Source organism: Amorphoplanes friuliensis DSM 7358, from assembly GCF_000494755.1.
In the GTDB taxonomy this organism is placed as follows: domain Bacteria; phylum Actinomycetota; class Actinomycetes; order Mycobacteriales; family Micromonosporaceae; genus Actinoplanes; species Actinoplanes friuliensis.
This window is the reverse complement of record NC_022657.1, coordinates 6,016,572-6,037,730: the sequence shown is the minus strand read 5'-3', so window position 1 is coordinate 6,037,730 and position 21,159 is coordinate 6,016,572. Positions and strand designations below refer to the sequence as shown.

General features: G+C 70.3%; 15 protein-coding genes and 1 pseudogene. 10 read left to right on the top strand and 6 right to left on the bottom strand.

The annotated features are described in order from the left end of the window. Nucleotides 1-18 precede the first annotated feature (18 nt). From AFR_RS27880 to AFR_RS27870, 3 genes are read right to left on the bottom strand one after another with little or no spacing between them, the layout of a single operon-like run. Nucleotides 19-1,650 (bottom strand): FAD-binding protein, encoded by a 1,632-nt coding sequence (locus AFR_RS27880; protein ID WP_023560151.1) that lies wholly within the window; start codon nucleotides 1,648-1,650, stop codon nucleotides 19-21. Continuing rightward, nucleotides 1,647-1,847 (bottom strand): hypothetical protein, encoded by a 201-nt coding sequence (locus AFR_RS27875; protein ID WP_023560150.1) that lies wholly within the window; start codon nucleotides 1,845-1,847, stop codon nucleotides 1,647-1,649. The genes AFR_RS27880 and AFR_RS27875 overlap by 4 nt, the downstream gene beginning before the upstream one ends. Further along, nucleotides 1,844-3,091: an NAD(P)/FAD-dependent oxidoreductase gene (locus tag AFR_RS27870; protein WP_023560149.1), complete on the bottom strand. Its 1,248-nt coding sequence runs from the start codon at nucleotides 3,089-3,091 to the stop codon at nucleotides 1,844-1,846. Before AFR_RS27870 ends, AFR_RS27875 begins: the two co-directional genes overlap by 4 nt. Before the next feature lie 97 nt (nucleotides 3,092-3,188). Between AFR_RS27870 and AFR_RS27865 the strand changes: the two genes are divergently transcribed. From AFR_RS27865 to AFR_RS27855, 3 genes are read left to right on the top strand one after another with little or no spacing between them, the layout of a single operon-like run. After that, nucleotides 3,189-3,740 carry a hypothetical protein gene (locus AFR_RS27865; RefSeq protein WP_023560148.1) on the top strand — a complete coding sequence of 184 codons (552 nt, stop codon included), beginning with the start codon at nucleotides 3,189-3,191 and terminating at the stop codon, nucleotides 3,738-3,740. A gap of 13 nt (nucleotides 3,741-3,753) precedes the next feature. Continuing rightward, the gene (locus AFR_RS27860; protein WP_023560147.1) at nucleotides 3,754-4,590 is read left to right on the top strand and encodes a siderophore-interacting protein; all 837 of its coding nucleotides are present in this window, start codon (nucleotides 3,754-3,756) and stop codon (nucleotides 4,588-4,590) included. 60 nt (nucleotides 4,591-4,650) lie between these two features. Beyond that, nucleotides 4,651-5,085: a DUF885 domain-containing protein gene (locus AFR_RS27855; protein ID WP_148308075.1), complete on the top strand. Its 435-nt coding sequence runs from the start codon at nucleotides 4,651-4,653 to the stop codon at nucleotides 5,083-5,085. 23 nt (nucleotides 5,086-5,108) lie between these two features. Here the strand turns inward: AFR_RS27855 and AFR_RS27850 are convergent, their stop codons facing one another. Further along, nucleotides 5,109-6,629, bottom strand: coding sequence for an alpha-amylase family glycosyl hydrolase (locus tag AFR_RS27850; RefSeq protein ID WP_238547396.1), 1,521 nt, complete (start codon nucleotides 6,627-6,629; stop codon nucleotides 5,109-5,111). 48 nt (nucleotides 6,630-6,677) lie between these two features. After that, nucleotides 6,678-7,022, bottom strand: a pseudogene (locus tag AFR_RS48035) (DUF4259 domain-containing protein); the annotation flags it as partial. Nucleotides 7,023-7,166: 144 nt separating this feature from the next. Here AFR_RS48035 and pulA point away from each other — a divergent pair. The 6 genes from pulA (at nucleotide 7,167) to AFR_RS27820 (ending at nucleotide 18,089) form a co-directional block, all read left to right on the top strand. Beyond that, nucleotides 7,167-12,572 carry a pullulanase-type alpha-1,6-glucosidase gene (gene pulA / locus AFR_RS27845; RefSeq protein ID WP_023560144.1) on the top strand — a complete coding sequence of 1,802 codons (5,406 nt, stop codon included), beginning with the start codon at nucleotides 7,167-7,169 and terminating at the stop codon, nucleotides 12,570-12,572. A 49-nt stretch (nucleotides 12,573-12,621) separates the two neighbouring features. Continuing rightward, the gene (locus tag AFR_RS27840) at nucleotides 12,622-14,499 is read left to right on the top strand and encodes a propionyl-CoA synthetase (protein ID WP_023560143.1); all 1,878 of its coding nucleotides are present in this window, start codon (nucleotides 12,622-12,624) and stop codon (nucleotides 14,497-14,499) included. 61 nt (nucleotides 14,500-14,560) lie between these two features. Next, on the top strand, nucleotides 14,561-15,316 hold the full coding sequence (locus AFR_RS27835; protein ID WP_023560142.1) for a hypothetical protein: 756 nt from the start codon (nucleotides 14,561-14,563) through the stop codon (nucleotides 15,314-15,316). Continuing rightward, on the top strand, nucleotides 15,313-15,666 hold the full coding sequence (locus tag AFR_RS27830) for a GntR family transcriptional regulator (RefSeq protein WP_023560141.1): 354 nt from the start codon (nucleotides 15,313-15,315) through the stop codon (nucleotides 15,664-15,666). The genes AFR_RS27835 and AFR_RS27830 overlap by 4 nt, the downstream gene beginning before the upstream one ends. Nucleotides 15,667-15,797: 131 nt before the next feature. Continuing rightward, on the top strand, nucleotides 15,798-16,604 hold the full coding sequence (locus AFR_RS27825) for a trypsin-like serine protease (RefSeq protein ID WP_023560140.1): 807 nt from the start codon (nucleotides 15,798-15,800) through the stop codon (nucleotides 16,602-16,604). Between the two features lie 231 nt (nucleotides 16,605-16,835). Further along, nucleotides 16,836-18,089 carry an IS701 family transposase gene (locus AFR_RS27820; protein ID WP_023358104.1) on the top strand — a complete coding sequence of 418 codons (1,254 nt, stop codon included), beginning with the start codon at nucleotides 16,836-16,838 and terminating at the stop codon, nucleotides 18,087-18,089. A 134-nt stretch (nucleotides 18,090-18,223) separates the two neighbouring features. Here the strand turns inward: AFR_RS27820 and AFR_RS27815 are convergent, their stop codons facing one another. Then, nucleotides 18,224-19,723, bottom strand: coding sequence for a class I SAM-dependent methyltransferase (locus AFR_RS27815; RefSeq protein WP_193786326.1), 1,500 nt, complete (start codon nucleotides 19,721-19,723; stop codon nucleotides 18,224-18,226). An 85-nt stretch (nucleotides 19,724-19,808) separates the two neighbouring features. Here AFR_RS27815 and AFR_RS27810 point away from each other — a divergent pair, with 85 nt between their 5' ends. Then, nucleotides 19,809-21,158: an NAD(P)/FAD-dependent oxidoreductase gene (locus AFR_RS27810; protein WP_023560138.1), complete on the top strand. Its 1,350-nt coding sequence runs from the start codon at nucleotides 19,809-19,811 to the stop codon at nucleotides 21,156-21,158. Nucleotide 21,159: the final 1 nt, after the last annotated feature.

The following is a 21,159-nucleotide window of genomic DNA, read 5'->3' as shown; positions in this document are numbered from 1 at the left end:
CACCCGGTGACTGCCTCGTCACTGACCGTCCGATCGCCGTCCGGTGGCGTGGAGGGCGCCGAGGTATCCGAAGATCGCTGCCGGGGCGATGGTGGCGCCCGCGCCGGGGTAGGTGCGGCCCATGACCGAGGCCGTGGTGTTGCCGGCCGCGTACAGGCCGGGGATCGGGGTGCCCTCGGTGTCGAGGACGCGGGCGTGCTCGTCGGTCAGGAGACCCCCCTTGGTGCCCAGGTCGCCCGGGACAAGCTTGATCGCCTGGAACGGCGGCTTCTCCAGGGCGCCGAGGTTGGGGTTCGGCTCGACCGTCGGGTCGCCGTAATAGCGGTCGTACGCCGTCCGGCCCCGACCGAAGTCCTCGTCGACGCCGGACGCCGCGAAGCGGTTGAAGCGCTCGACGGTCGCGCGCAGCCGCCACGGGTCCATCCTCAGCTTGGTGGCGAGGCGCTCGATCGTCTCGGCCTGCACCAGCGTCCCGGTTTCCCGCAGCTTGCGACCACCGGCCGCGAGCGCCGCGAACAGGTAGCGGCGGCGATGCCGGCCGTCGACGATCAGCCAGGACGGTACGGCGTTGTGCTCGAGCATGTGGTGGCCGAAGTCGACGTAGCTCTCCGACTCGTTCAGATAGCGGTCACCCGCCCCGTCGACCACGATGCTGTACGGGAACGAGCGCTCCCACAGCAGAAACTGTGTCGTGCCGTCGGGCATCGGCACACCCGCACCCCACCAGGCGTCGTCCATCAGCGCGAGCTGCGCCCCGGCACGCTGACCGAGCTCGATCGCGGTGCCCTGGTCGCCGGTCGAGGCCGAGCTCCAGCCGGACAGGCCGTGGTGTTTCTCGCGCCACTCGGTGTTGTGCGCGAAGCCGCCCGCACCGAGCAGCACACCCTGCCGCGCGCGGACGGCCAGGCCGCCCGCGATCGCCCCGGTCACCTCGCCGTTCTCGATAACCAGCTCGGTCACCGGCGACTCCAGCAACACTTCGGTGCCCTGCGTCCGCACGATGTGCATCAGGCTCGCGGACACCGCTGTGCCCGTACCGTAGAGGCGTTTTCCGGTCAGGAGGGCCGCTGCCGTCCGGCCGGCGAAGCGGGCGCCGCGGGCAAAACCGTCGCGGGTGGACCAGGACCGGGCGATCAGCCAGACGTCGTCGGTCTTCAGCGGTACGGGCGGCAGGCCGTCACGGGCGCGCGACTTCGCGAACCAGTCACCGAGTTTGCGGACGTCGAACGGCTCGACCTCGATCGATCGGCCGGTCATCCCGCCCGGCTTGTCCGGGTAGTAGTCGGGATAGTCCGCCGCGACGGCCCAGCGCACACCAAGACGCTCGAGCAGCGTGTAAAGGCCGGGCACGGCGTGCACGAACGCCCGCCGCCGCTCGGGGGAGCTGGCCGGGCCGACGTCGCCGATGACCGTGTCCAGGTAGAGCAGAGCCTTCGCGGCGGTGTCGGTCTTGCCGAGCCCGGCCATGAGGGGGTGGGCCGGCATCCACAGGCCGCCGCCGCTCATCGTGGTCGTGCCGCCCCACAGCTCGGTGCTCTCGACGACCAGCACCTCGGCGCCGGCGTCCTTCGCGGTGATCGCCGCGGACAGCCCGGCGGCGCCGGTCCCGGCGACGAGCAGGTCGACCTCGCGGTCCCACCGCCGGGTCATGGCGCGTCGTCCTCCGAGCGGGAACGGTCGCCGATGTGCGCGAGGACCGCCGGGTCGGCGCTGCGCAACCGGTCGACCTCCTCACCGGCGTCGCAGGTGAGCAGGGCCAGTTCCACCGATTCCGGGGTACGCACGACCACCCGCCAGGTCGCCCCCGACTCCTCCCAGCGGCGCAGGTGCTCGAGGGCGTCACTCATGGCAGCAGGTCCGTCAGCGGCACGTCGGGGTCGGCGAGCCGTGCCGGGTCGACCGTCGCGCCGCGCAGACCGGCCTTGACCAGGTCCTGGATCTGATCCGTCACGTCCCACACGTTGACGTTCATGCCCGCCGCGACCCGCCCGCCGACGGTCCAGAAGGCGATGAACTCGCGCCCCTCCTCGTCGCCGCGGACGACCACCTCGGTGGTGCTGCCGGGCGGCACCCAGCCCGCGTACTCCATGCCGAGGTCGTACTGGTCGGTGAAGAAGTACGGCAGCCTGTCCCACGTGGCGTCCTGACCGAGCATCGCCTTCGCCGCCACCGGGCCGGTGTGCAGGGCGTTCGCCCAGTGCTCGACCCGCACCCGGGCGCCCAGCAGCGGATGGTCGATGTTGGCGAGGTCACCGGCCGCGAAGATGTCCGGATCGCTGGTGCGCAGCTGCCCGTCCACGAGCACACCGTTGTCGACCCGCAGCCGGGCCTGATCGGCGAGACCGGTGTTCGGGGTGACACCGATCGCCACGAGCACCGCGTCGGTGTCGATGACCGAGCCGTCGCTCAGCACGACCTGGGACACGTCGGTGTCGCCGCGGGCCTCCCGCACCTCGCTCACCTGGGTGCCGAAGCGGAAGGCGACCCCGTGCTCCTGGTGCAGCCCGAGGAAGACCCGCGCGAGCCGGTCACCGAGGACCTTCTGCAGCGGCAGCGCGGCCGGCGACACCACGGTCACGGTCGCGCCCCGGGCGCGGGCCGCTGCCGCGACCTCCAGGCCGATCCAGCCCGACCCCACGACGACCAGGCGCGTGTCCGACCGCACGGTCTCCGAGATCCGGTCCGAGTCCGCCAGCGTACGCAGGGAGAACACCTTCCCCAGCCCCGCACCCGGCACGCCGAGTGGTCGCGGTGAGGCCCCGGTGGCCAGCAGCAGTTTGTCGTACGCGAGGTCGTCGCCGTCGGAGAGACGCACCCGCTGCTTCTCCGCGTCGATGGCGCCGACGGTGGTGCCGGTGCGCAGCTCGACGTTGTTGGACGCGTACCAGGCCTCGTCGTGCACGAAGGCCTCGGACCGCTGGGCGGTGCCGAGCAGAAGGCCCTTGGACAACGGCGGCCGTTCGTACGGGATCTCGGTCTCCGTGCCGATCAGCGCGATGCGGCCGGTGAAGCCCTCGGCGCGCAGGGTCTCGGCGGCCTTCGCGCCGGCGAGTCCGGCGCCGGCGATGACGAACGTGCGGTCCCCGGTCATGGCACCCTCCTATCCGGACACCATGCCATGACTCTCGGGGTCACGTCCGGGTCAATCCCCGATGTGGCCCTGACGGTGTGCACGCGAGGCTGCTCCCATGTCGCGACTCATCAGGTTCTCTGCCGCTGCCGCACCCGCGCTCCTGCTCCTCTACGGCCTGCTGCGGGTGGTCGACGGGCTCGACGGCGACCGCCACAACGGCCCGGCGTGGGACCTCGGCCACCTGGCGTTCTTCGCCGGGATCGTGCTCTTCGCCGTGCTGGCGGTGGCGCTGCGCCGCACCGACGGGCCGGCGCTGCTGCTCGACCTCACCGTCGTGGCGACGGTGTTCGGCGCGGGCTGCTTCCTGTGGGTGATCCTCGGTGACCTGTTCGAGAGCTTCCAGCAGTCGGCGCCGCTCCCGGACGCACTCAAGCTGGTCGGTCCGGCGTTGTTCGAGGTCGGGCTGCTGGTCCTTCTCGTCCGGCAGGTGGTGCTGCGCCGGCTGCCGATCTGGAGCCCGGTGGCCGTGCTTGTCGGATTTGCGGCTATCGGGGTGAATCTCGACCTGCTGCCGATCGGTGCGACCCTGGTCCTGGTGGGACTGCTGCCGCTCTGGCTCCCCGCTCGGGTCCGTAAGGGTAGCCTTACCCGGACCGACGCTGAGTAGGGAAGTGTTTTGCATGGCGAACAGGCCTGTCCGGGCGGCGAAGATCGGCGAAGTCACCCGCGTCGAGCAGCTCACACCACACATGGTCCGGATCGTGGTCGGCGGCGCCGGGCTCACCGGGATGAGCGCCGGTGAGTACACCGACCTTTACGTGAAGATCTACTTCCCGCAGCCGGGTGTCACCTACCCGGAGCCGTTCGACCTCGCCACGATCCGCGAGACGATGCCGCGCGAGCAGCAGCCGGTCGTCCGGACCTACACGGTCCGCCGCTGGCTCCCCGAGATCCCCGAGCTGTGGATCGACTTCGTCGTCCACGGCGACACGGGCATCGCCGGACCGTGGGCGGCCGGCGCCAAGCCCGGCGACGCGGTCCACTTCATGGGCCCGGGCGGCGGTTACACCCCGGACCCCGACGCGGACTGGCACCTGCTCGCCGGTGACGAGAGCGCCCTGCCGGCGATCTCCGCGGCGCTGGAGAGCATGCCCGCCGGCGCACAGGTCAAGGCCTTCATCGAGATCGAGGACCCGGCCGAGGAGCAGAAGCTCGAAACGGCCGCCGACGCCGACATCACCTGGCTGCACCGCGGCGACCGCCCCCACGGCGACCTGCTCGTCCCGGCCGTCCGCGCCCTGACCTTCCCGCCCGGCCAGGTCCACGCCTTCGTCCACGGCGAGGCCACCTTCGTCAAGGACCTCCGCGGCCTGCTCCGCGTCGAACACGGCCTCCCGATGTCCCAGCTCTCCATCTCCGGCTACTGGCGCCGCGGCATGAACGAGGACGGCTGGCAGTCCAGCAAGCGCGAATGGAACCAGCAGGTCGAAAGCGAACAGGAGTCAGGCGCCGCCTGATCCGAGACGTTGTTCTGTCAATGGCGGCCGATCAAGCTCGTCGGCCGCCATGATGACGACATGCAATGGACGCCCGTGTGGGCTGTGCTCGGTGCTCTGATCGGCGCGACCGGGACCTACCTCGGTGTGGTGCGCGCGCAGCGCGAGACGCTGAAGCGCGAGCTGGAGGTCAGCCGATGGCGGCTGAGCGCCGACACCTACGTCGAGCTGCTCAACTGGACCGGGTGGGTGCAACACTGGTTCGTGGCCGGCGCACCGGACCCGCATGAACGGCCGTTGACCGTCGACATGGCCAGGATCGCTGCGCGACTCCGTGCTTTCGGTGACACCGGTGCGGCGGACAAAGCCTCCGAGCTCTTCCATCAGCTCAGACCTGAGGTCAGCGCCCAGAACATCTCGGGCAAAGCGCCTCCCGGCGACCACATTCGGGTTCTCGCCGAGCAATTGACCGAACTCGCGGGGCAGCGGCTCTCCATCACCGTGGTCCGCAAGTAGCCGCTTGCACGGCGGCAGCGCGTTCAGGCGTGGCGCAGCCAGGCGGCGGTGTCGGGTGGCAGGGTGCCGTCGCCGGGGAGCGGGCCGCTGGCCAGGACAACCTCGCCGGCGGGGAGCGGCACGGCGGTGTCGCCCATGGCCACGGCCAGGGTGAAGCCGCTCGTGCGGCGGGCGAGCAGCAGACGGTCCTCGGTCACCGACCAGTCGACGGTGTCCGCGGCGGGCAGCAGGTGCCGGAGCCGCAGGGCCGCGCGGGTCAGCGCGAGAGTCGACTCCGGGTCGCTCTCCTGGGCCTCTACCGACAACGGACCCCAGTGGTCCGGGACGGGCAACCACGGTGGCGCCGCGCCGACCGGGGAGAAGCCGTAGGTGCCGGACGGATCGGCCGTCCACGGGAGCGGCACGCGGCAGCCGTCGCGGGAGACACCCGAGCGGATCCAGGCCGGGTCCTGGCGGGCCTCGGGGGAAACGTCCACTTCGGGCAGCCCGAGCTCCTGACCCTGGTAGAGGTAGGCGGCGCCGGGGAGGCCGAGAATCGTCAGCAGTGCCGCCCGGGCCCGGGCCGCGCTGCCGTAGCGGGTGGGCCGGCGGACGACGTCGTGGTTCTCGACCACCCAGGTGACCGGTGACGTGGTGCGGGCGTGGGTGAGCAGGTCCGCTCCGACCTCGCACCACACGTCGGCGTCCCAGGGGGCGGCCACGAAGGCAAAAGCAAACACTTGGTCCAGCTCGCCGGGGCGGACGAACCGGGAGGCGCGGTCCGGTGGCAGGTTGACCTCGCCGATCAGGGTGCGCGGCGGGTCGTACGAGTCGGCGATCACCCGCCACCGGCGGTAGACCTCGTGGACCTCCTCGCGGTCGCTGGCCAGGGTGTTGCCGCGCAGCCGCATCGGCTCCGGGATCTGGTCCGGCGCCAGGTCGGGCAGCCCCGGTGCCTTGAACAGCCCGTACGCGACGTCGATCCGCAGCCCGTCGACACCACGGTCGAACCAGAAGCGCAGCACGTCGTCGAAGAACGGGGCGGTACGCGGGTCACGCCAGTTCCAGTCGGGCTGCTCCGGGGCGTACAGGTGCAGGTACCACTGGCCGTCGGGGACCTGCGTCCAGGCCGGCCCACCGAACACGCTGGGCCAGTTGTTGGGGGCGTCGGCGAAGTGGAAGCGGGCCCGTTCGGGGCTGCCCGGCCCGGCGGCGAGCGCGGCCTGGAACAGCGGATGCTGGTCGGAGCAGTGGTTGGGCACGATGTCGATGACCACCTTCAGCCCGAGCTCGTGCGCCCGGGCGACCAGCGCGTCGAAGTCCGCCAGCTCCCCGAAGAGTGGGTCGACGTCGGTGTAGTCGCTGACGTCGTACCCGTGGTCGGCCTGCGGTGACCGCTGGAACGGCGTCAACCAGATCGCCCCGGCCCCGAGACCGGCGACGTACCCGAGACGTTCGGTGATTCCGGCCAGGTCCCCGACACCGTCCCCGTCGGCATCCGCGAACGACCGCGGATAGATCTGATAGACCACGGCGTCACGCCACCAGCCTGCGCCGGAGCCCAGAATCGCGGCGACTCCCGCGACCTCGGCGAGCGCCTCGTCCCGATCCGCGGGCGAGACCCAGGACGTGGCCCAGTGGCCGTCGGGAGAGGTGGCAACGGTGAGCGCACGCAGTGCGTCGGCGGCCAGGTGTCGTGCGGGCTCCGGAAGTGCGGCGGCGAAGGCCTCGTCGTCGAGGAGATCCTGACCGCCAGGCAGGCTCGCGGCGACCAGTGCGGCTGCCGCGACCACAGTCTCCGGGAAGACGGTTCTCATCAACGAGCCCGGGTCGTCCAGGAGTTCCCGGAAGATCTTGCTGAGCTCGGCCGGTCGTGCGGCCGGGTCCAGCTCGGCCAGCTCCTCGAGAAAGTCCTGAGCACTGTCACTGGAGAACAGGCCGGGGCCCCACGTCGACATCCGCTGATTATGGCAGCCGGGTCGATGTCCACAGTGTTTCTGGCGCGATGCGTTGTAATTGCATGACAGTTACTGCAAGGTCTTGCAAGGGTGGCTCGCCGGAGGTTAGCGTGCGTCGTCGCCACTGCATCGGAAGGCCTCAATGTGGAAAAGTCGCTGTTCAGACGGGTTCTGCTGACCTGTGCGCTCCTGCTGCCGCTCGCCGCGGCGGCCCCGGCGGAAGCCGCAAAACCGGCCGAGCCCAGTGCGGCTGCCGTCGCGAGCTGGGGTTTCGACCAGCGGCCCAAGCCCTCCGAGCAGTTCTACTTCGTCCTGCCGGACCGGTTCGCCAACGGTGATCCGTCGAACGACCAGGGCAAACTCCCCGGTGACCGGCTGGCGACGGGTTTCGACCCGGCCGACAAGGGCTTCTACCACGGTGGTGACCTCAAGGGGATCATGGACCGCCTGGACTACATCCAGGGGCTGGGCACCACGGCGATCTGGCTGGCGCCGGTCTTCAAGAACCGCCCGGTGCAGGGCAGTGGCAGCGACGTCTCGGCCGGGTACCACGGCTACTGGATCACCGACTTCACGCAGGTCGACCCGCACTTCGGCACGAACGCGGATCTCGAGCGGCTGGTGAAGCTCGCGCATCAGCGAGGCATGAAGATCTTCCTCGACATCATCGTCAACCACACCGCGGACGTCATCAAGTACGCGGAGAACAAGTACGACTACATCGACAAGACGACGTCGCCGTACGAGGACGCGCAGGGCCGGGCGTTCGAGGACCGCAACTACGCCGACGGCACGCGGGCCTTCCCGAAGCTGGACGACGAGTCGTACCCGTACACGCCGGTGATCGACAAGAAGGACGCCAAGGTCAAGGTGCCTGGGTGGCTCAACGATCCGGCGATGTACCACAACCGCGGCGACTCGACGTTCGTCGGTGAGAACAGCGAGTACGGCGACTTCTTCGGGCTCGACGACCTCTTCACCGAGCGGCCCGAGGTCGTCAGGGGCATGACGAAGATCTACGGCGACTGGATCGCGAAGACCGGCATCGACGGGTACCGCCTCGACACGGTCAAGCACACCAACCTCGACTTCTGGCCGCAGTTCGCCGACGGGATCGACGCCGCCGCGCGCAAGGCCGGCAAGAAGGACTTCTTCATGTTCGGCGAGGTCTACAGCGCCGATCAGGAGGTCGAGTCGACCTACGTGCGCCGCGGCGGTCTGCCCGCCACCCTCGACTTCTCCTTCCAGGCCGCCGCGAAGTCGTTCGCCGCCGACGGTGGACCGGCCCAGGCCCTGTCCGACCTGTACGCGGCCGACGACCTCTACACGACCGGCACCACGGGTGCGGACCGTCTGCCCACATTCCTCGGCAACCACGACATGGGCCGCATCGGCTCGTTCATCGAGGCCGGCCCCGCGGATCCCGGCACCTACCTGCGCCGTGACCAGCTCGCGCACGAGCTGATGTTCCTGACCCGCGGCCAGCCGGTCGTCTACTCCGGCGACGAGCAGGGCTTCACCGGCCCGGGCGGCGACAAGGACGCCCGGCAGGACATGTTCGCCACGAAGACCGCGGACTACCTCGACGACGACCTGATCGGCACCGAGCGCACCCACGCGGTCCCCAACTACGAGACCGCCCACCCGATCTACAAGACCATCAAGACCCTCGGTGAGCTGCGCCGCGGTCATCCCGCGCTGGTCGACGGCCTGCAGATCACCCGGTACGCGGACACGGGCCCCGGCGTCTTCGCGAGCTCCCGCATCGACCGCAAGAGCCGTACGGAGTACGTCGTCGCGGCGAACAACGCGACCACCGCAAAGACCATCACGCTCGACACGTGGACGCCGAACGCCTCGTTCCAGGGCCTCTACGGCGGCGCGGTGTCGTCCACGACCGCCGCCGACGGCAAGCTGACGATCCTGGTCCCGGCGCTGTCGGCGATCGTGCTCAAGGCCGGCAAGCCGATCGCGGCGCCGGCGGCAGCACCGACCGTGAAGTTCACGGCTCCCGCGGCCGGTGCACTCGTGCCCACCCGCACCGAGTTGACCGCCGAGACCACCGGCGACCCGCTCGCCACCGTCACCTTCGCCGCGCAGGTCGGCAACGGCCCGTGGAAGCTGCTCGGCACCGCCGACCGCGCGCCCTACAAGGTGTTCCACGACCTGACCGGGCTGGCCGGTGGCACACCGGTGAAGTACAAGGCGGTCGTCCGCGACAGCAAGGGCCGGCTCGCGAGCACGTCGACGCAGATCAAGGTCGGTACGCCCGCGGTCACCAGCGGCCCCGACTACGCGATCGTGCACTACCAGCGGCCCGCGGGCGACTACGACAACTGGGGGCTGTACGCCTTCGGGGACATCGACCCGTCGGCCGCGACGACCTGGCCCGCCGGGCAGCCGTTCGACGGCGTGGACGCGTACGGGCGCTTTGCCTGGGTGAAGTTGAAGCCGGGTGCGAAGAACGTGGGTTTCATCGTGGTCGACAAGGACGGTGTGAAGGACGTCGGCGCCGACCGTTTCCTCGACCCGACTAAAACGCCGGAGGTGTGGCTGAAGCAGGGTGATCCGGCGGTCGGCACCGAGGCGCCGGCGGTCGAGCAGGACGAGAACACCGCCGTCATCCACTGGCGTCGCGCCGACGGTGACTACAGCGGCTGGGGCCTGCACGTCTGGGACGGCGCCGCGAACCCGACCGAGTGGACCGCGCCGCTGCAGCCGGCCGCGACCGACAAGTTCGGTGTCACGTTCCGGGTGCCGCTGGCGCCGGGAGCGACCGGGCTGAACTACATCCTGCACAAGGGCGACGCCAAGGACCTGCCCGGCGACCAGCGGCTGGACTTCACCGCGGCCGGGCACGAGGTGTGGCTGCTCTCCGGCGTACCGGATCGGCTCCTGCCGGTGGTCCGGAAGGCCGGCGGCGGTGTCGCGGACCTGAGCAAGTCGGCCGCGGTCTGGATCGACCGGGGAACGATCGCCTGGAAGACCGGCACGGGCTCGACCCTCGAACCGGTCGGCGCGGGCACCGACGGGCGTGTCTACGACCTGGTCTGGGCGCCCGAGGGCGGGATGAGCATCGTCGACGGTGAGCTCGCCGGTGCGCATCAGAGCATCCGGCTCGGCGCGCGGCGCAACGGCCTCACCGAGGCGCAGCGGATCAAGAACCCGCACCTGTGGCAGTATCCGGCGTTCCAGGTCAGTGACGTCTCCAAGCTCAAGGACGTGCTGCGTGGCCAGGTCGCGGTCACCGAACGCGATGCCGAGGGCAAGCTCCTTTCGGCCACCGGCGTGCAGACCGCGGACGTCCTCGACGACGTGTACGCCAAGGCGGCGTCGGCGAAGCTCGGCCCGACGTTCAGCGGCGGGCGGCCCACGCTCGCGGTCTGGGCGCCGTCCGCGCGTACCGTCGGGCTCGAGGTCTTCGACAACCCGGCGGCGGCCGCGAAGCTGGTGCCGATGACCCGCGACGCCGCCACCGGGGTGTGGTCGGCGACCGGGCCCCAGGACTGGAAGGGCAAGTTCTACCGGTACCGCGTGACCGCGTGGCAGCCCGCCGCGGGCAAGGTCGTGACGGCGTCGGTGACCGACCCGTACTCGGTGGATCTGACGGCGGACTCGACCCACAGCCGCATCACGGACCTGGCCGACAAGGCGCTCGCGCCGTCCGGCTGGTCCGGTCTGCGCAAGCCGGCCGTCAAGCCCGGCAAGGTGCAGATCTCCGAGCTGTCCGTGCGGGACTTCTCGATCGCCGACACGACCGTTCCGGCGGCCGAGCGCGGCACCTACCGGGCCTTCACCGACCTGCGGACCGCCGGCATGAAACAACTGAAGTCCCTGGCCCAGGCGGGTACGACCCACGTGCACCTGCTGCCGGTCTTCGACTTCGCGACCATCCCCGAGAAGCGCGCCGACCAGAAGCAGCCCGCCTGTGACCTCGCGGCCCTGCCGCCGGACTCCGCCGAACAGCAGAAGTGCATCGCGGCGGTCGCGGCCCAGGACGGCTTCAACTGGGGTTACGACCCGCTGCACTACACGACACCCGAGGGTGGTTACGCGGTCGACCCGGCCGCGCGGATCAAGGAGTTCCGGCAGATGCAGGCCGGTCTCAACGCCGCCGGCCTGCGCACGGTCCTCGACGTCGTCTACAACCACACGTCGGCCGCCGGCACCGACCCGCACTCGGTGCTCGACCAGATCGTCCCGGGCTACTACCAGCGGCTGCTGGAGGACGGCACGGTCGCCAACTCCACCTGCTGCGCCAACACCGCCCCTGAGCACACGATGATGGGAAAGCTGGTCGTCGACTCGATCGTGACGTGGGCCAAGGCCTACAAGGTGGACGGGTTCCGTTTCGACCTGATGGGCCACCACCCGAAGGCGAACATCCTGGCCGTGCGGGCCGCCCTCGACCGGCTCACGCTCGCCCGGGACGGCGTCGACGGCAAGAAGATCTACCTGTACGGCGAGGGCTGGGACTTCGGCGAGGTCGCGGGCGACGCCCGCTTCGTGCAGGCCACCCAGACCAACATGGCCGGTACGGGCATCGGCACGTTCAACGACCGGCTGCGCGACGCGGTCCGTGGCGGCGGCCCGTTCGACGACAACCCGCGCATCCAGGGCTTCGCCTCCGGCCTGTTCACCGAGCCCAACGGTGACGCGGCCAACGGCACCGCCGAGGAGCAGAAGGCCCGGCTGCTGCACTACCAGGACCAGATCAAGGTCGGCCTGAGCGGCAACCTCGCCTCCTACAAATTCACCAGCAGTGCCGGTACGCCCGTCACGGGCAAGGACGTCGACTACAACGGCGCACCGGCGGGCTACACCGCGGCGCCCGGCGAGGCCATCACCTACGTCGACGCGCACGACAACGAGATCCTGTACGACGCGCTGGCGTACAAGCTGCCCCAGGTGACCTCGGCGGTCGACCGCGCCAAGATGCAGTCGGTCGCCCTGGCCACCACGGCGCTCGGCCAGGGTGCCGGGTTTGTCACCGCGGGCAGTGAGCGGCTGCGCTCGAAATCGCTCGACCGTAACTCGTTCAACTCCGGCGACTGGTTCAACCAGATCTCCTGGGACTGCACGAAGGGCAACGGCTTCGGCCGCGGCCTGCCCCCGGCCGCCGACAACGAGGCCAAGTGGCCGTACGCCAAGCCGCTGCTGGCCGACCCGAAGCTGATCCCCGGCTGCGACGCGGTGAACCTGTCCGACGCCCGCTACCGGCAGCTTCTCGAGATCCGCAGGTCGTCGCCGGTCTTCGGGCTGCCGACGGCGGCCGAGGTGCAGAAGCGCCTGACGTTCCCGCTGTCGGGCACGGCCGAGACCCCGTGCGTGATCACGATGCATCTGGACGGGCGCGGCCTCGACCGCCGCTGGAAGTCCGTCACGGTCGTCTTCAACGCCACCCCGGCCGAGGCGGCACAGACCGTCCCGGCGCTCAAGGGAACCTCGGTCGCGCTGCACCCGGCCCAGCACGAGCCGGCCACGTTCGACCGGGCCACGGGCACCTTCAAGGTCCCGGCGCGCACGGTGGCGGTGTTCGTGCAGAACTGATCCGGTCCCGCCCTGGACGTACCGGCCTGCCGGTGGTCACCATCGCTGCATGGGTGACTACCGGCAGGCCTACGACCGCAGTCTCCGCGACCCCGAGGGCTTCTGGCGGGAGGCGGCCGAGGCGATCGACTGGGACGTCCCACCCGGGCGGATCCTCGACGACAGCGACGCCCCGCTCTACCGCTGGTTCCCCGGCGCCCGCCTCAACACCTGCCACAACGCCCTCGACCGGCACGTCGACGCCGGGCACGGCGACCGGCCGGCCCTGATCCACGACAGCCCGGTCACCGGACAGCAGCGCACCTTCACGTACGCCGAACTGCGCGACGAGGTGGCGCTCTTCGCGGGGGCGTTACGTCGCCTCGGTGTCGGCCCGGGTGACCGCGTTGTCATCTACCTGGCCATGGTCCCGGAGGCGGTCATCGCGATGCTGGCCTGCGCCCGCCTCGGCGCCGTCCACTCGGTGGTCTTCGGCGGTTTCGGCGCACCCGAGCTCGCCGCCCGCATCGACGACGCCCGGCCGGTGGTGATCGTGGCCAGCTCCTGCGGGGTCGAGGCGTCGCGCGTCGTCCCGTACAAGCCGCTGCTGGACCGGGCGCTCGGGCTCGCCGCCCACCAGCCCGCGCACTGCGTGATCCTGCAGCGGCCGCAGCTGGTCGCCTCGCTCGAACCCGGCCGCGATCTGTCCTGGTCCGATGCGGTCGCCGGCGCTTCGCCGGCCGAGTGTGTGCCGGTCGCGGCGACCGACCCGCTCTACATCCTCTACACCTCCGGGACGACCGGGCGGCCCAAGGGAGTCGTCCGCGACAACGGCGGTCACGCGGTGGCCCTGCGCTGGTCCATGGACGCGATCTACGCGGCCGGGCCCGGCGACGTCTTCTGGGCCGCGTCCGACGTGGGCTGGGTCGTCGGCCACTCCTACATCGTCTACGCACCCCTGCTGACCGGCGCGACCACCGTCCTCTACGAGGGCAAACCCGTCGGTACGCCCGACGCGGGCGCGTTCTGGCGGGTGATCGCCGAGCACCGCGTCAACGTCATGTTCACCGCGCCCACGGCGATCCGCGCGGTGAAGAAGGAGGACCCCACCGGCAAGCTGATCGAGGGCTACGACCTGTCCAGCCTGCGCCTGCTCTTCCTCGCCGGTGAACGCCTCGACCCGGAGACCTACACCTGGGCGGGGGAGCGGCTGGGCGTACCGGTGATCGACAACTGGTGGCAGACCGAGACGGGCTGGCCCATCGCCGCGAGCCCCCGCGGCCTGGAGGACCTCCCGACCCGGCCCGGCACCCCGTCGGTCCCGGTCCCGGGCTACCGCGTCCGCGTGGTCGACCCGTCCGGCGCCGACGTCCCCGCGGGCCAGGACGGGGCCATCGTGATCGGCCTCCCGCTGCCCCCGGGCTGTCTGCCGACACTGTGGCAGGACGACGAACGGTACGTGCGCTCGTACCTGTCGGCCTTCCCCGGCAACTACCTGACCGGCGACGGCGGCCGTTTCGACGCCGACGGTTACCTCTACGTCATGGGCCGCACCGACGACGTCATCAACGTCGCCGGCCACCGCCTCTCCACCGGTGCGATGGAGGAGGTCCTGGCCGCCCACCCGGCGGTCGCGGAGTGCGCGGTGATCGGCGTCCACGACCCGCTGAAGGGCCAGTCGCCCCGCGGCTTTGTCGTCCTCAAGTCCGGCGCGACCATCACCGAGGACCAGCTGCGGACCGAACTGGTCGCCATGGTCCGCGACCGCATCGGCCCGGTCGCTTCGTTTCGCCGCGTCGATGTCGTGCCGGGCCTGCCCAAGACCCGCTCGGGCAAGATCCTGCGCCGCACGATGCGCGGCATCGCCGACGGCGTCCCCGAGCCCGTCCCGTCCACCATCGAGGACCCCGCGGTCCTGGACGCCCTGCGCCCGATCCTCACCACTTGACGTTGTCGCAACCTTTGACGCATGCTGTTGAGACAAAGCTTGCGACATTGGAGGTGGGGTCATGCGTGAGGCAGATCGTGTGGAGACCGGTCGGTGGCTCGAGCGGCACGGCCTGACCGGCGCCGAGCCCACCCCGTTGCTGGCGACACGGCTGGCCGTGCGGCGGCGGGCGCGGATCGCCGACAGCCTCCTGCTGGCCGGGTTCCTGATCGGCGCGGCGCTCGCGCACGTCTCCGGCCGGGCCACGTCGTTCTGGATGCCGCTGCTGGTGGTCGTGCTGCTGTCCGGGCAGTGGCTGCTCGGCCGGTGGGTGCGGCGCGCCGACCAGCGGGCCGGCGCGCAGCTGTCCCGGCGGGTCGCCCACCCGGTGCAGCTCGGCTGGCGGGCCGTGCTGGGCCGGCCCTACGCCGTCTTCACCGTGGCCTCCTTCGCCGCCGCCCTGGTGCTCGCGGTCAGTGTGCTGCCCGGGGCCGATCCGGTCCTGCGCTACGGCGCGATCGTCGTCCTGATCGGCCTCACCGGCGCCGGTGCCGGCACGATCCTGCAACTGCGCCAGGTGCTGGCCAGCCCGGCCGTCGCGGAGGACGAGGTCTCGCTCACGGCGGATGTCGTCATGCGGGTCGAGGACGTCCGCGCCCTCGTCACACCCAGCCTGGTCTGGACCCTCCCGGCCATCTTCCTGTACGGCACATCGTTCGGCTGGTGGAACGTCGTCGCCCTGGCCCTCGTCGTGGTGGGCGCGGTTGTCCTCGGCCTGCTCCAGCACCGCACCGCCTGTGTCGGCGCGGCGGCCCGCCAGGCCCTGGCCGCCCGATGATCGTCATCGACGCGTCGTCACCGACGCCACCGTACGAGCAGCTCCGCGCCCAGCTCGCCCGGCAGATCCAGGACCGCTCCCTGGTCGTCGGCACCCGGCTGCCGACGATCCGCCGCCTCGCCGCCGACCTCGGGCTCGCCGTGAACACCGTCGGGCGGGCGTACCGGGAACTGGAGGACGCCGGGCTGATCGAGACCCGCGGCCGGGCCGGGTCGTTCGTCTCGGCCGCCGGCGAGCAGGCCCTCGAGCAGGCCCACCGCGCCGCCCGCGACTACGCCTCGGTCACCAGCAGCGCCGGCATCGACCCCGCCCACGCCCTCCGTATCGTCGAGGCCGCTCTCAAGTGTTGAACGCCCACCGGGACGCAGCCTGCTGGTGCACCGATCGCGGCGCAGGGCCACGTTCGGATTAGGCCGGGTGTGGCGCGGCCCGGCCCGGCGGACGGATGGAGTGTCACAAAAAACTCACCTAGCGTCAAAACATGATGATCCGCCCCACCGCCCGCCGACGACGTCTGCTCGCCGCTGCGGGATCACTGCTCACTCTCGGCCTGCTCGGTGTTGCCGCGCCGGCCGAAGCCATCGTCAAGGGCGAAGTTGTCCCCGGCGGCTGGGCCGGCGACCGGGTGCCCGCCGTCAACCTGTACGGCTTTGTCGGCCGGATGGCCGTCGGCTGCACCGCCTCGCTGGTCGCACCGGGCGTGGCCCTCACTGCCGGGCACTGCGGCAAGGTCACCGGCACAAAAGTGTGGTTCGGTGTGCTCAACGCCGACCGGGACACCGGCGTGGAACGCACCATCGTCAAGCAGCAGAACCTGGGCGACGCCGCCTTCTCGGCCGGCGCGTCGATCCTCGTCGTGTGGCTCGACCGGCCGGTCCGCGAGGTCGCCCCGGTGGCTCTCGCCCGCCCCGACCAGGGCGCCCTGTGGTCCGGCGGCTCGGCCCTCTCCGCCTACGGCTGGGGTCAGATCAATGATCCTTGCATCGTCGGCGGCAGAACCGTCCCCACGGCCGAGCTCCGCCGCACCGGCATGAAGATCGTCGATACGGCGGTCTCCACCGGGATCTACCGCAACCTGGCCAAGGTGCGGAGCCTGGGCGCAGGTCACCCGTCCAAGGGGGACAGCGGCGGCCCGCTGATCGCTCAGGAGGGCGCCGGACGGCCCTACCTGGTCGGCGTTTTCCAGGCCGCCGCGGGCTTCTGCAAGGGCAAGAACTACGCGTACTACTACAACCGCGTCTGGACCCAGCAGAAGTTGCGGGACTACGTGAACTCCCAGCAGCGCTAGAGGGTGTCTGGTGGATCACGGCGAGTCTGCGGCGAGGTCCAGGTTTCGCGTCGCCAGTGGGCCGGAAGGTCGCATACCGGTGTTGTATGTGGCCTTTCGGACCGCGCAGCGAGGCGGAAGCTGGGCCCGGCGCAGGCCGTCGTGATCCACCAGACACCCCCTAGTAGTGCTTTGTCATCTTTTGGGTGGGTGACGGTGACATATCAATGCTGATCTTGGTGTCCTGGAGGGATGGACACTGCTGAGGTTCAGCAACTGGCCGATGATCTGGACGCGTTCGTGGCGGATGTGTTCGCTTCATTGACCAGGTCGCGGTGGCAGGAGCGCGCCGAGCATTACCTGCGCGGTCTGATGTTGGACGGTCGTCGCAAGTCGATCCAGCCGATGGCGGCCCGGCTTGCCGGGCCGCACGAACAGGCGTTGAACCATTTCGTCACCAACAGTCCGTGGGATGCCGCGTTGGTGCGCCGACGGCTGGCGGTGCGGATGGACGAGGCGATCGTCCCGGCTGCGTGGGCGTTGGACGACACCGGCTGGCTCAAATACGGTACCGCGTCGGTGGGTGTGACCCGGCAATACACCGGCACGGCCGGGAAAGTGACCAACTGCCAGATCGGAGTCAGCCTGAACCTGGTCACCGACACCGCGTCGTGCCCGGTCGACTGGCGGCTGTTCGTTCCCGAGTCCTGGGACCCGGCCAGCGACAAGGCCACCTCCGAGACCCCCGAGCGCCGCCGCAAAACCGGAATGCCGGACGACGTCGTGCATCGCGAGAAGTGGCGTCTGGGCATGGACATGATCGATGAAGCCCGCGGGTGGGGGCTGACGCCGCCGTTGATCGTCGCTGATGCCGGTTACGGCGACGCCGCTGAGTTCCGCCAAGGTCTCGAGGACCGGAACCTGAGCTACGTCGTCGGCGTGAACTGCGCGCATACCGCTTTCACCATCGACGCCCAGCGCACCTCACCCCCGTATAAGGGTGCTGGCCGGCGGCCGCCGCTGATCTACCGGCAAGCCGCACCCGGCCTCAAAACCCACGTCTTGGCCGCCGGCCGCGACGCGACTCGCAGGGTCACCTGGCGCGAGGGTTCACGCCGCCGGGCCGGCAAAGCCCGGAAGATGGGCGGCAGTTTCGTGTTCCTGCGGCTGCGTCCCGCCAGCCTGGTGCATCGCCGGGCCGTCGGCTTCGACGAAGACCTGCCCGTGCGGTGGCTGATCGCCGAATGGCCACCCGGCGAGCCGGAACCGACCCGCTACTGGCTGTCGAACCTGCCCGCCACGACCCCATATCGGCACCTCGTCAGGCAGGCCAAGCTGCGCTGGCGCATCGAACACGACTACCGCGAGGTCAAAACCGGGCTCGGCCTGGACCACTACGAAGGCCGCACCTGGCAAGGCTGGCACCACCACACCACCCTGGTCTCCGCCGCTCACGCGTTTCTCACCCTGCAACGCCTGGACCCAAAAACCCGTGCGCCGGAATGACTCTCTACGCCGTACTCCGACGCCTGCAACACCTGCTGGCCCGCCTCATCGGCACCTGCCCGACCTGCCAAACCCGCTTCCCGCAACGAAAAACCCGCGCGGGAAGAGGACCATGACAAAGCACTACTAGGCGCTCAAGTGTTCAAGGGGCGGCGGGCGACCAGCAGGACGTGGGTGACCGGCCAGTCGAGGGGGGTGGCGTCCGGGGTGGTCAGGGTGGCGGTGGGGGCGAGGCGGTTGTCGACGATCCAGTCGTTGCGGGTGGTGTGGGAGGCCGGGTCGACCTCGAAGCCCACGTCCGCCAGCAGGGACTTCCAGTCGGCGTACTCCAGGCCGCAGAACTGCTCCTGGGTTTCCGAGAGCCAGTTGTCGGTGTAGTCCTTGCGGGTCAGGTAGTCCATCGCGTCGCCGAAGGTCAGCTCGAGCGCGTCGCCGGCGGGGGAGTACGTGAAGGGGAAGCGGTAGTCGACGGCGAACTGGTCCAGGCGCGCCCTCGTGGACAGGCCGCCGACGTACGCCGAGACCTCCTCCGGGGGCAGTTCGCCCAGGTCACGGCGTACCGAAGCGGGGTTGGTGCCGTCGGTCGTGGTGAGGGTGAGGTGGACCGGGCGGTCGCGGCCGTCGGGGCCGCAGACGTCGCTGTTGATCCAGACGCCGCCGGGGGCGGTGTGGTCGTAGATGGCCTGGGCGAAGCGGCGCATCGACTCCCAGCGGTCGCCGTAGGACCAGATCTCGTGGGTCAGGGCGAACGTCAGTGTCGTGTCGATCGAACGCGGCGGGAAGATGGCGCCGCCGAGGACGTTGCGGCGGTAGAAGAAGACGTTGGCGTTGTGGAAGACGCCCTGGGCCTTCTTGTGCATGCACTCCTCGTAGAGGTGGCGGGCGATCTCGACACCGATGAGGTCGCTCTCGCGCAGGGCCGGGTCACGGTCGGCGAGCTCGAGGACCGCGCCGGCGCCGCAGCCGATGTCGACGATGCGGCCTGGGCGGACGTGCTGGTCGACGAGTTTCCACTTGCGGGCCGCGCTGTCGGCGAACGCCTCGACGTAGGTGCGGTAGTTGCGGGTCGGGGTCAGGCCGCCCTCGTCGCCGACGACCGGGTCGTTGACGACCGAGCGGACGGTCTCGACCAGCTGGTAGCGCTCGAAGACGTCGATGGTCGCGGGGTGGGCCAGCTCATGCCAGGTCTCGTCACCGGCCGCGAGGCGCAGCAGGACGTCCCACGGGCGGGCCGGCTCCGGGTCCTCCGAGGCCTCGACGCCGGCGATGCGGAAGCCCAGCGCCGAGTAGAGCGCCGCGACCGCGGGGGTCGAGCACGCCACCACGGTGTTGTCCGGGGTCAGGTCCAGGCCGGTGGCCACCGTGATGTTCTTGAGCGTGACCTCGGCGAACCGGTCCGTCGGCGTCGTGTCGAAGACCGGGACGACCACGGAACGCAGGTCGGCGAGCACACTGAAGCGCTCGATCGCCGCCTCGCGCCGGTGGTACGGCACCGGATTGCGCTTCGTGTTCTCGTGGTTGGCCGACGTGACCGCCCACACAACCGTCGCGCCGGGCCACCGTCGCAGGTACTCGGCCTGAAAACGGGTAAGGACGTGGTGACGTCCTGGGAACAGCAAGAAGAGAGTTTCCATCACGTCGTTGATACCGTACGCGCAGGACGACCACGACAACCGGAGACTTTTGATGCCTCAACGATCTGATCGCCGGCACCGCGTAGTGGTCGTCGGAGCCGGCTTCGGCGGGCTGTTTTCCACGAAGGCGCTGCGTAAGGCGCCCGTCGACATCACGCTGATCAACAGCACCGCCTATCACCTGTTCCAGCCGCTGCTCTACCAGGTCGCGACGGGCATCCTCTCGGAGGGTGAGATCGCGCCGCCGATCCGGGAGATCCTCAAGCGCCAGGACAACGTCGACGTGAAGCTCGGCACGGTCACCGACATCGACGTCGCCACGAAGACGGTCGCGGTCGAGGCGCCGGGCATCGACTACACCGTCGAGTACGACACGCTGATCGTCGCCGCAGGCGCCTCGCAGTCGTACTTCGGCAACGACGCCTTCGCCGAGTACGCACCCGGCATGAAGAGCATCGACGACGCCCTGGAGCTGCGGGCGCGCATCTTCGGTGCGTTCGAGCTGGCCGATCTGCAGGCCAACCCCGAGGACGTCGAGCGCTGGATGACCTTCGTGGTCGTCGGGGCGGGCCCCACGGGTGTCGAGATGGCCGGGCAGATCGCCGAGCTCGCGCACCGCACCCTGCCGGGGCAGTACAAGCACATCGACCCGCGCAAGGCCCGGATCATCCTGGTCGACGCGGTCGGCGCGGTGCTGAACACCTTCGGTGACCACCTGTCGACCCGGGCGCTGCGGCAGCTGCACCTGCTCGGTGTCGAGGTCGAGCTGGAGACCAAGGTCGTCGGTGTCGACGCGACCGGCATCGAGGTCGAGACCGCCCGCGGGCACCAGCGCATCGAGTCGATGACCAAGATGTGGGCCGCCGGTGTGGCCGCCCCGCCGCTGGCCCGCAAGCTCGCCGCGGCGGCCGGCGCCGAGACCGACCGGGCCGGCCGGCTCAAGGTCAACCCGGACTGCTCGGTGCCCGGGCACCCGGAGATCTTCGCGGTCGGCGACATGATGGCGCTGGACCAGCTGCCCGGTGTCGCCCAGGTCGCCATCCAGAGCGGGCGGCACGTCGCCGACCAGATCAAGCGCCGCCTCGACGGCCGCGAGACCGGTCAGGCGTTCAAGTACTTCGACAAGGGCAGCATGGCGACGATCTCCCGCTTCTCGGCGGTGGCGAGCATCGGCAAGCTGCGGGTGTCGGGGTTCCTCGGCTGGCTGATGTGGCTCGCGGTCCACCTGCTCTATCTGGTCGGCTTCAAGAACCGCCTCACCGCGGTGCTGCACTGGGCGGTCAGCTTCCTGGGTCGCGGGCGCTCGGAACGCGTGTCGACGTTCCAGCAGGCGTACGCCCGGGCCGCCGTCCGGGAGTACGGCGACCCGTTCGAGCGCCGCCGGGCCGCGGAGGCCGAGGCGACGCAGGTCCAGCCGGCCACGACGGTCAGGTGAC

Coding starts and splice junctions, on each gene's coding strand:
- AFR_RS27830 (WP_023560141.1), top strand. CDS start 15,313: ATGATCGTCATCGACGCGTCGTCACCGACGCCACCGTACGAGCAGCTC.
- AFR_RS27880 (WP_023560151.1), bottom strand. CDS start 1,650: ATGACCCGGCGGTGGGACCGCGAGGTCGACCTGCTCGTCGCCGGGACC.
- AFR_RS27865 (WP_023560148.1), top strand. CDS start 3,189: ATGTCGCGACTCATCAGGTTCTCTGCCGCTGCCGCACCCGCGCTCCTG.
- AFR_RS27820 (WP_023358104.1), top strand. CDS start 16,836: ATGGACACTGCTGAGGTTCAGCAACTGGCCGATGATCTGGACGCGTTC.
- AFR_RS27840 (WP_023560143.1), top strand. CDS start 12,622: ATGGGTGACTACCGGCAGGCCTACGACCGCAGTCTCCGCGACCCCGAG.
- AFR_RS27835 (WP_023560142.1), top strand. CDS start 14,561: ATGCGTGAGGCAGATCGTGTGGAGACCGGTCGGTGGCTCGAGCGGCAC.
- AFR_RS27875 (WP_023560150.1), bottom strand. CDS start 1,847: ATGAGTGACGCCCTCGAGCACCTGCGCCGCTGGGAGGAGTCGGGGGCG.
- AFR_RS27855 (WP_148308075.1), top strand. CDS start 4,651: ATGCAATGGACGCCCGTGTGGGCTGTGCTCGGTGCTCTGATCGGCGCG.
- AFR_RS27860 (WP_023560147.1), top strand. CDS start 3,754: ATGGCGAACAGGCCTGTCCGGGCGGCGAAGATCGGCGAAGTCACCCGC.
- AFR_RS27815 (WP_193786326.1), bottom strand. CDS start 19,723: ATGGAAACTCTCTTCTTGCTGTTCCCAGGACGTCACCACGTCCTTACC.
- AFR_RS27825 (WP_023560140.1), top strand. CDS start 15,798: ATGATGATCCGCCCCACCGCCCGCCGACGACGTCTGCTCGCCGCTGCG.
- AFR_RS27870 (WP_023560149.1), bottom strand. CDS start 3,091: ATGACCGGGGACCGCACGTTCGTCATCGCCGGCGCCGGACTCGCCGGC.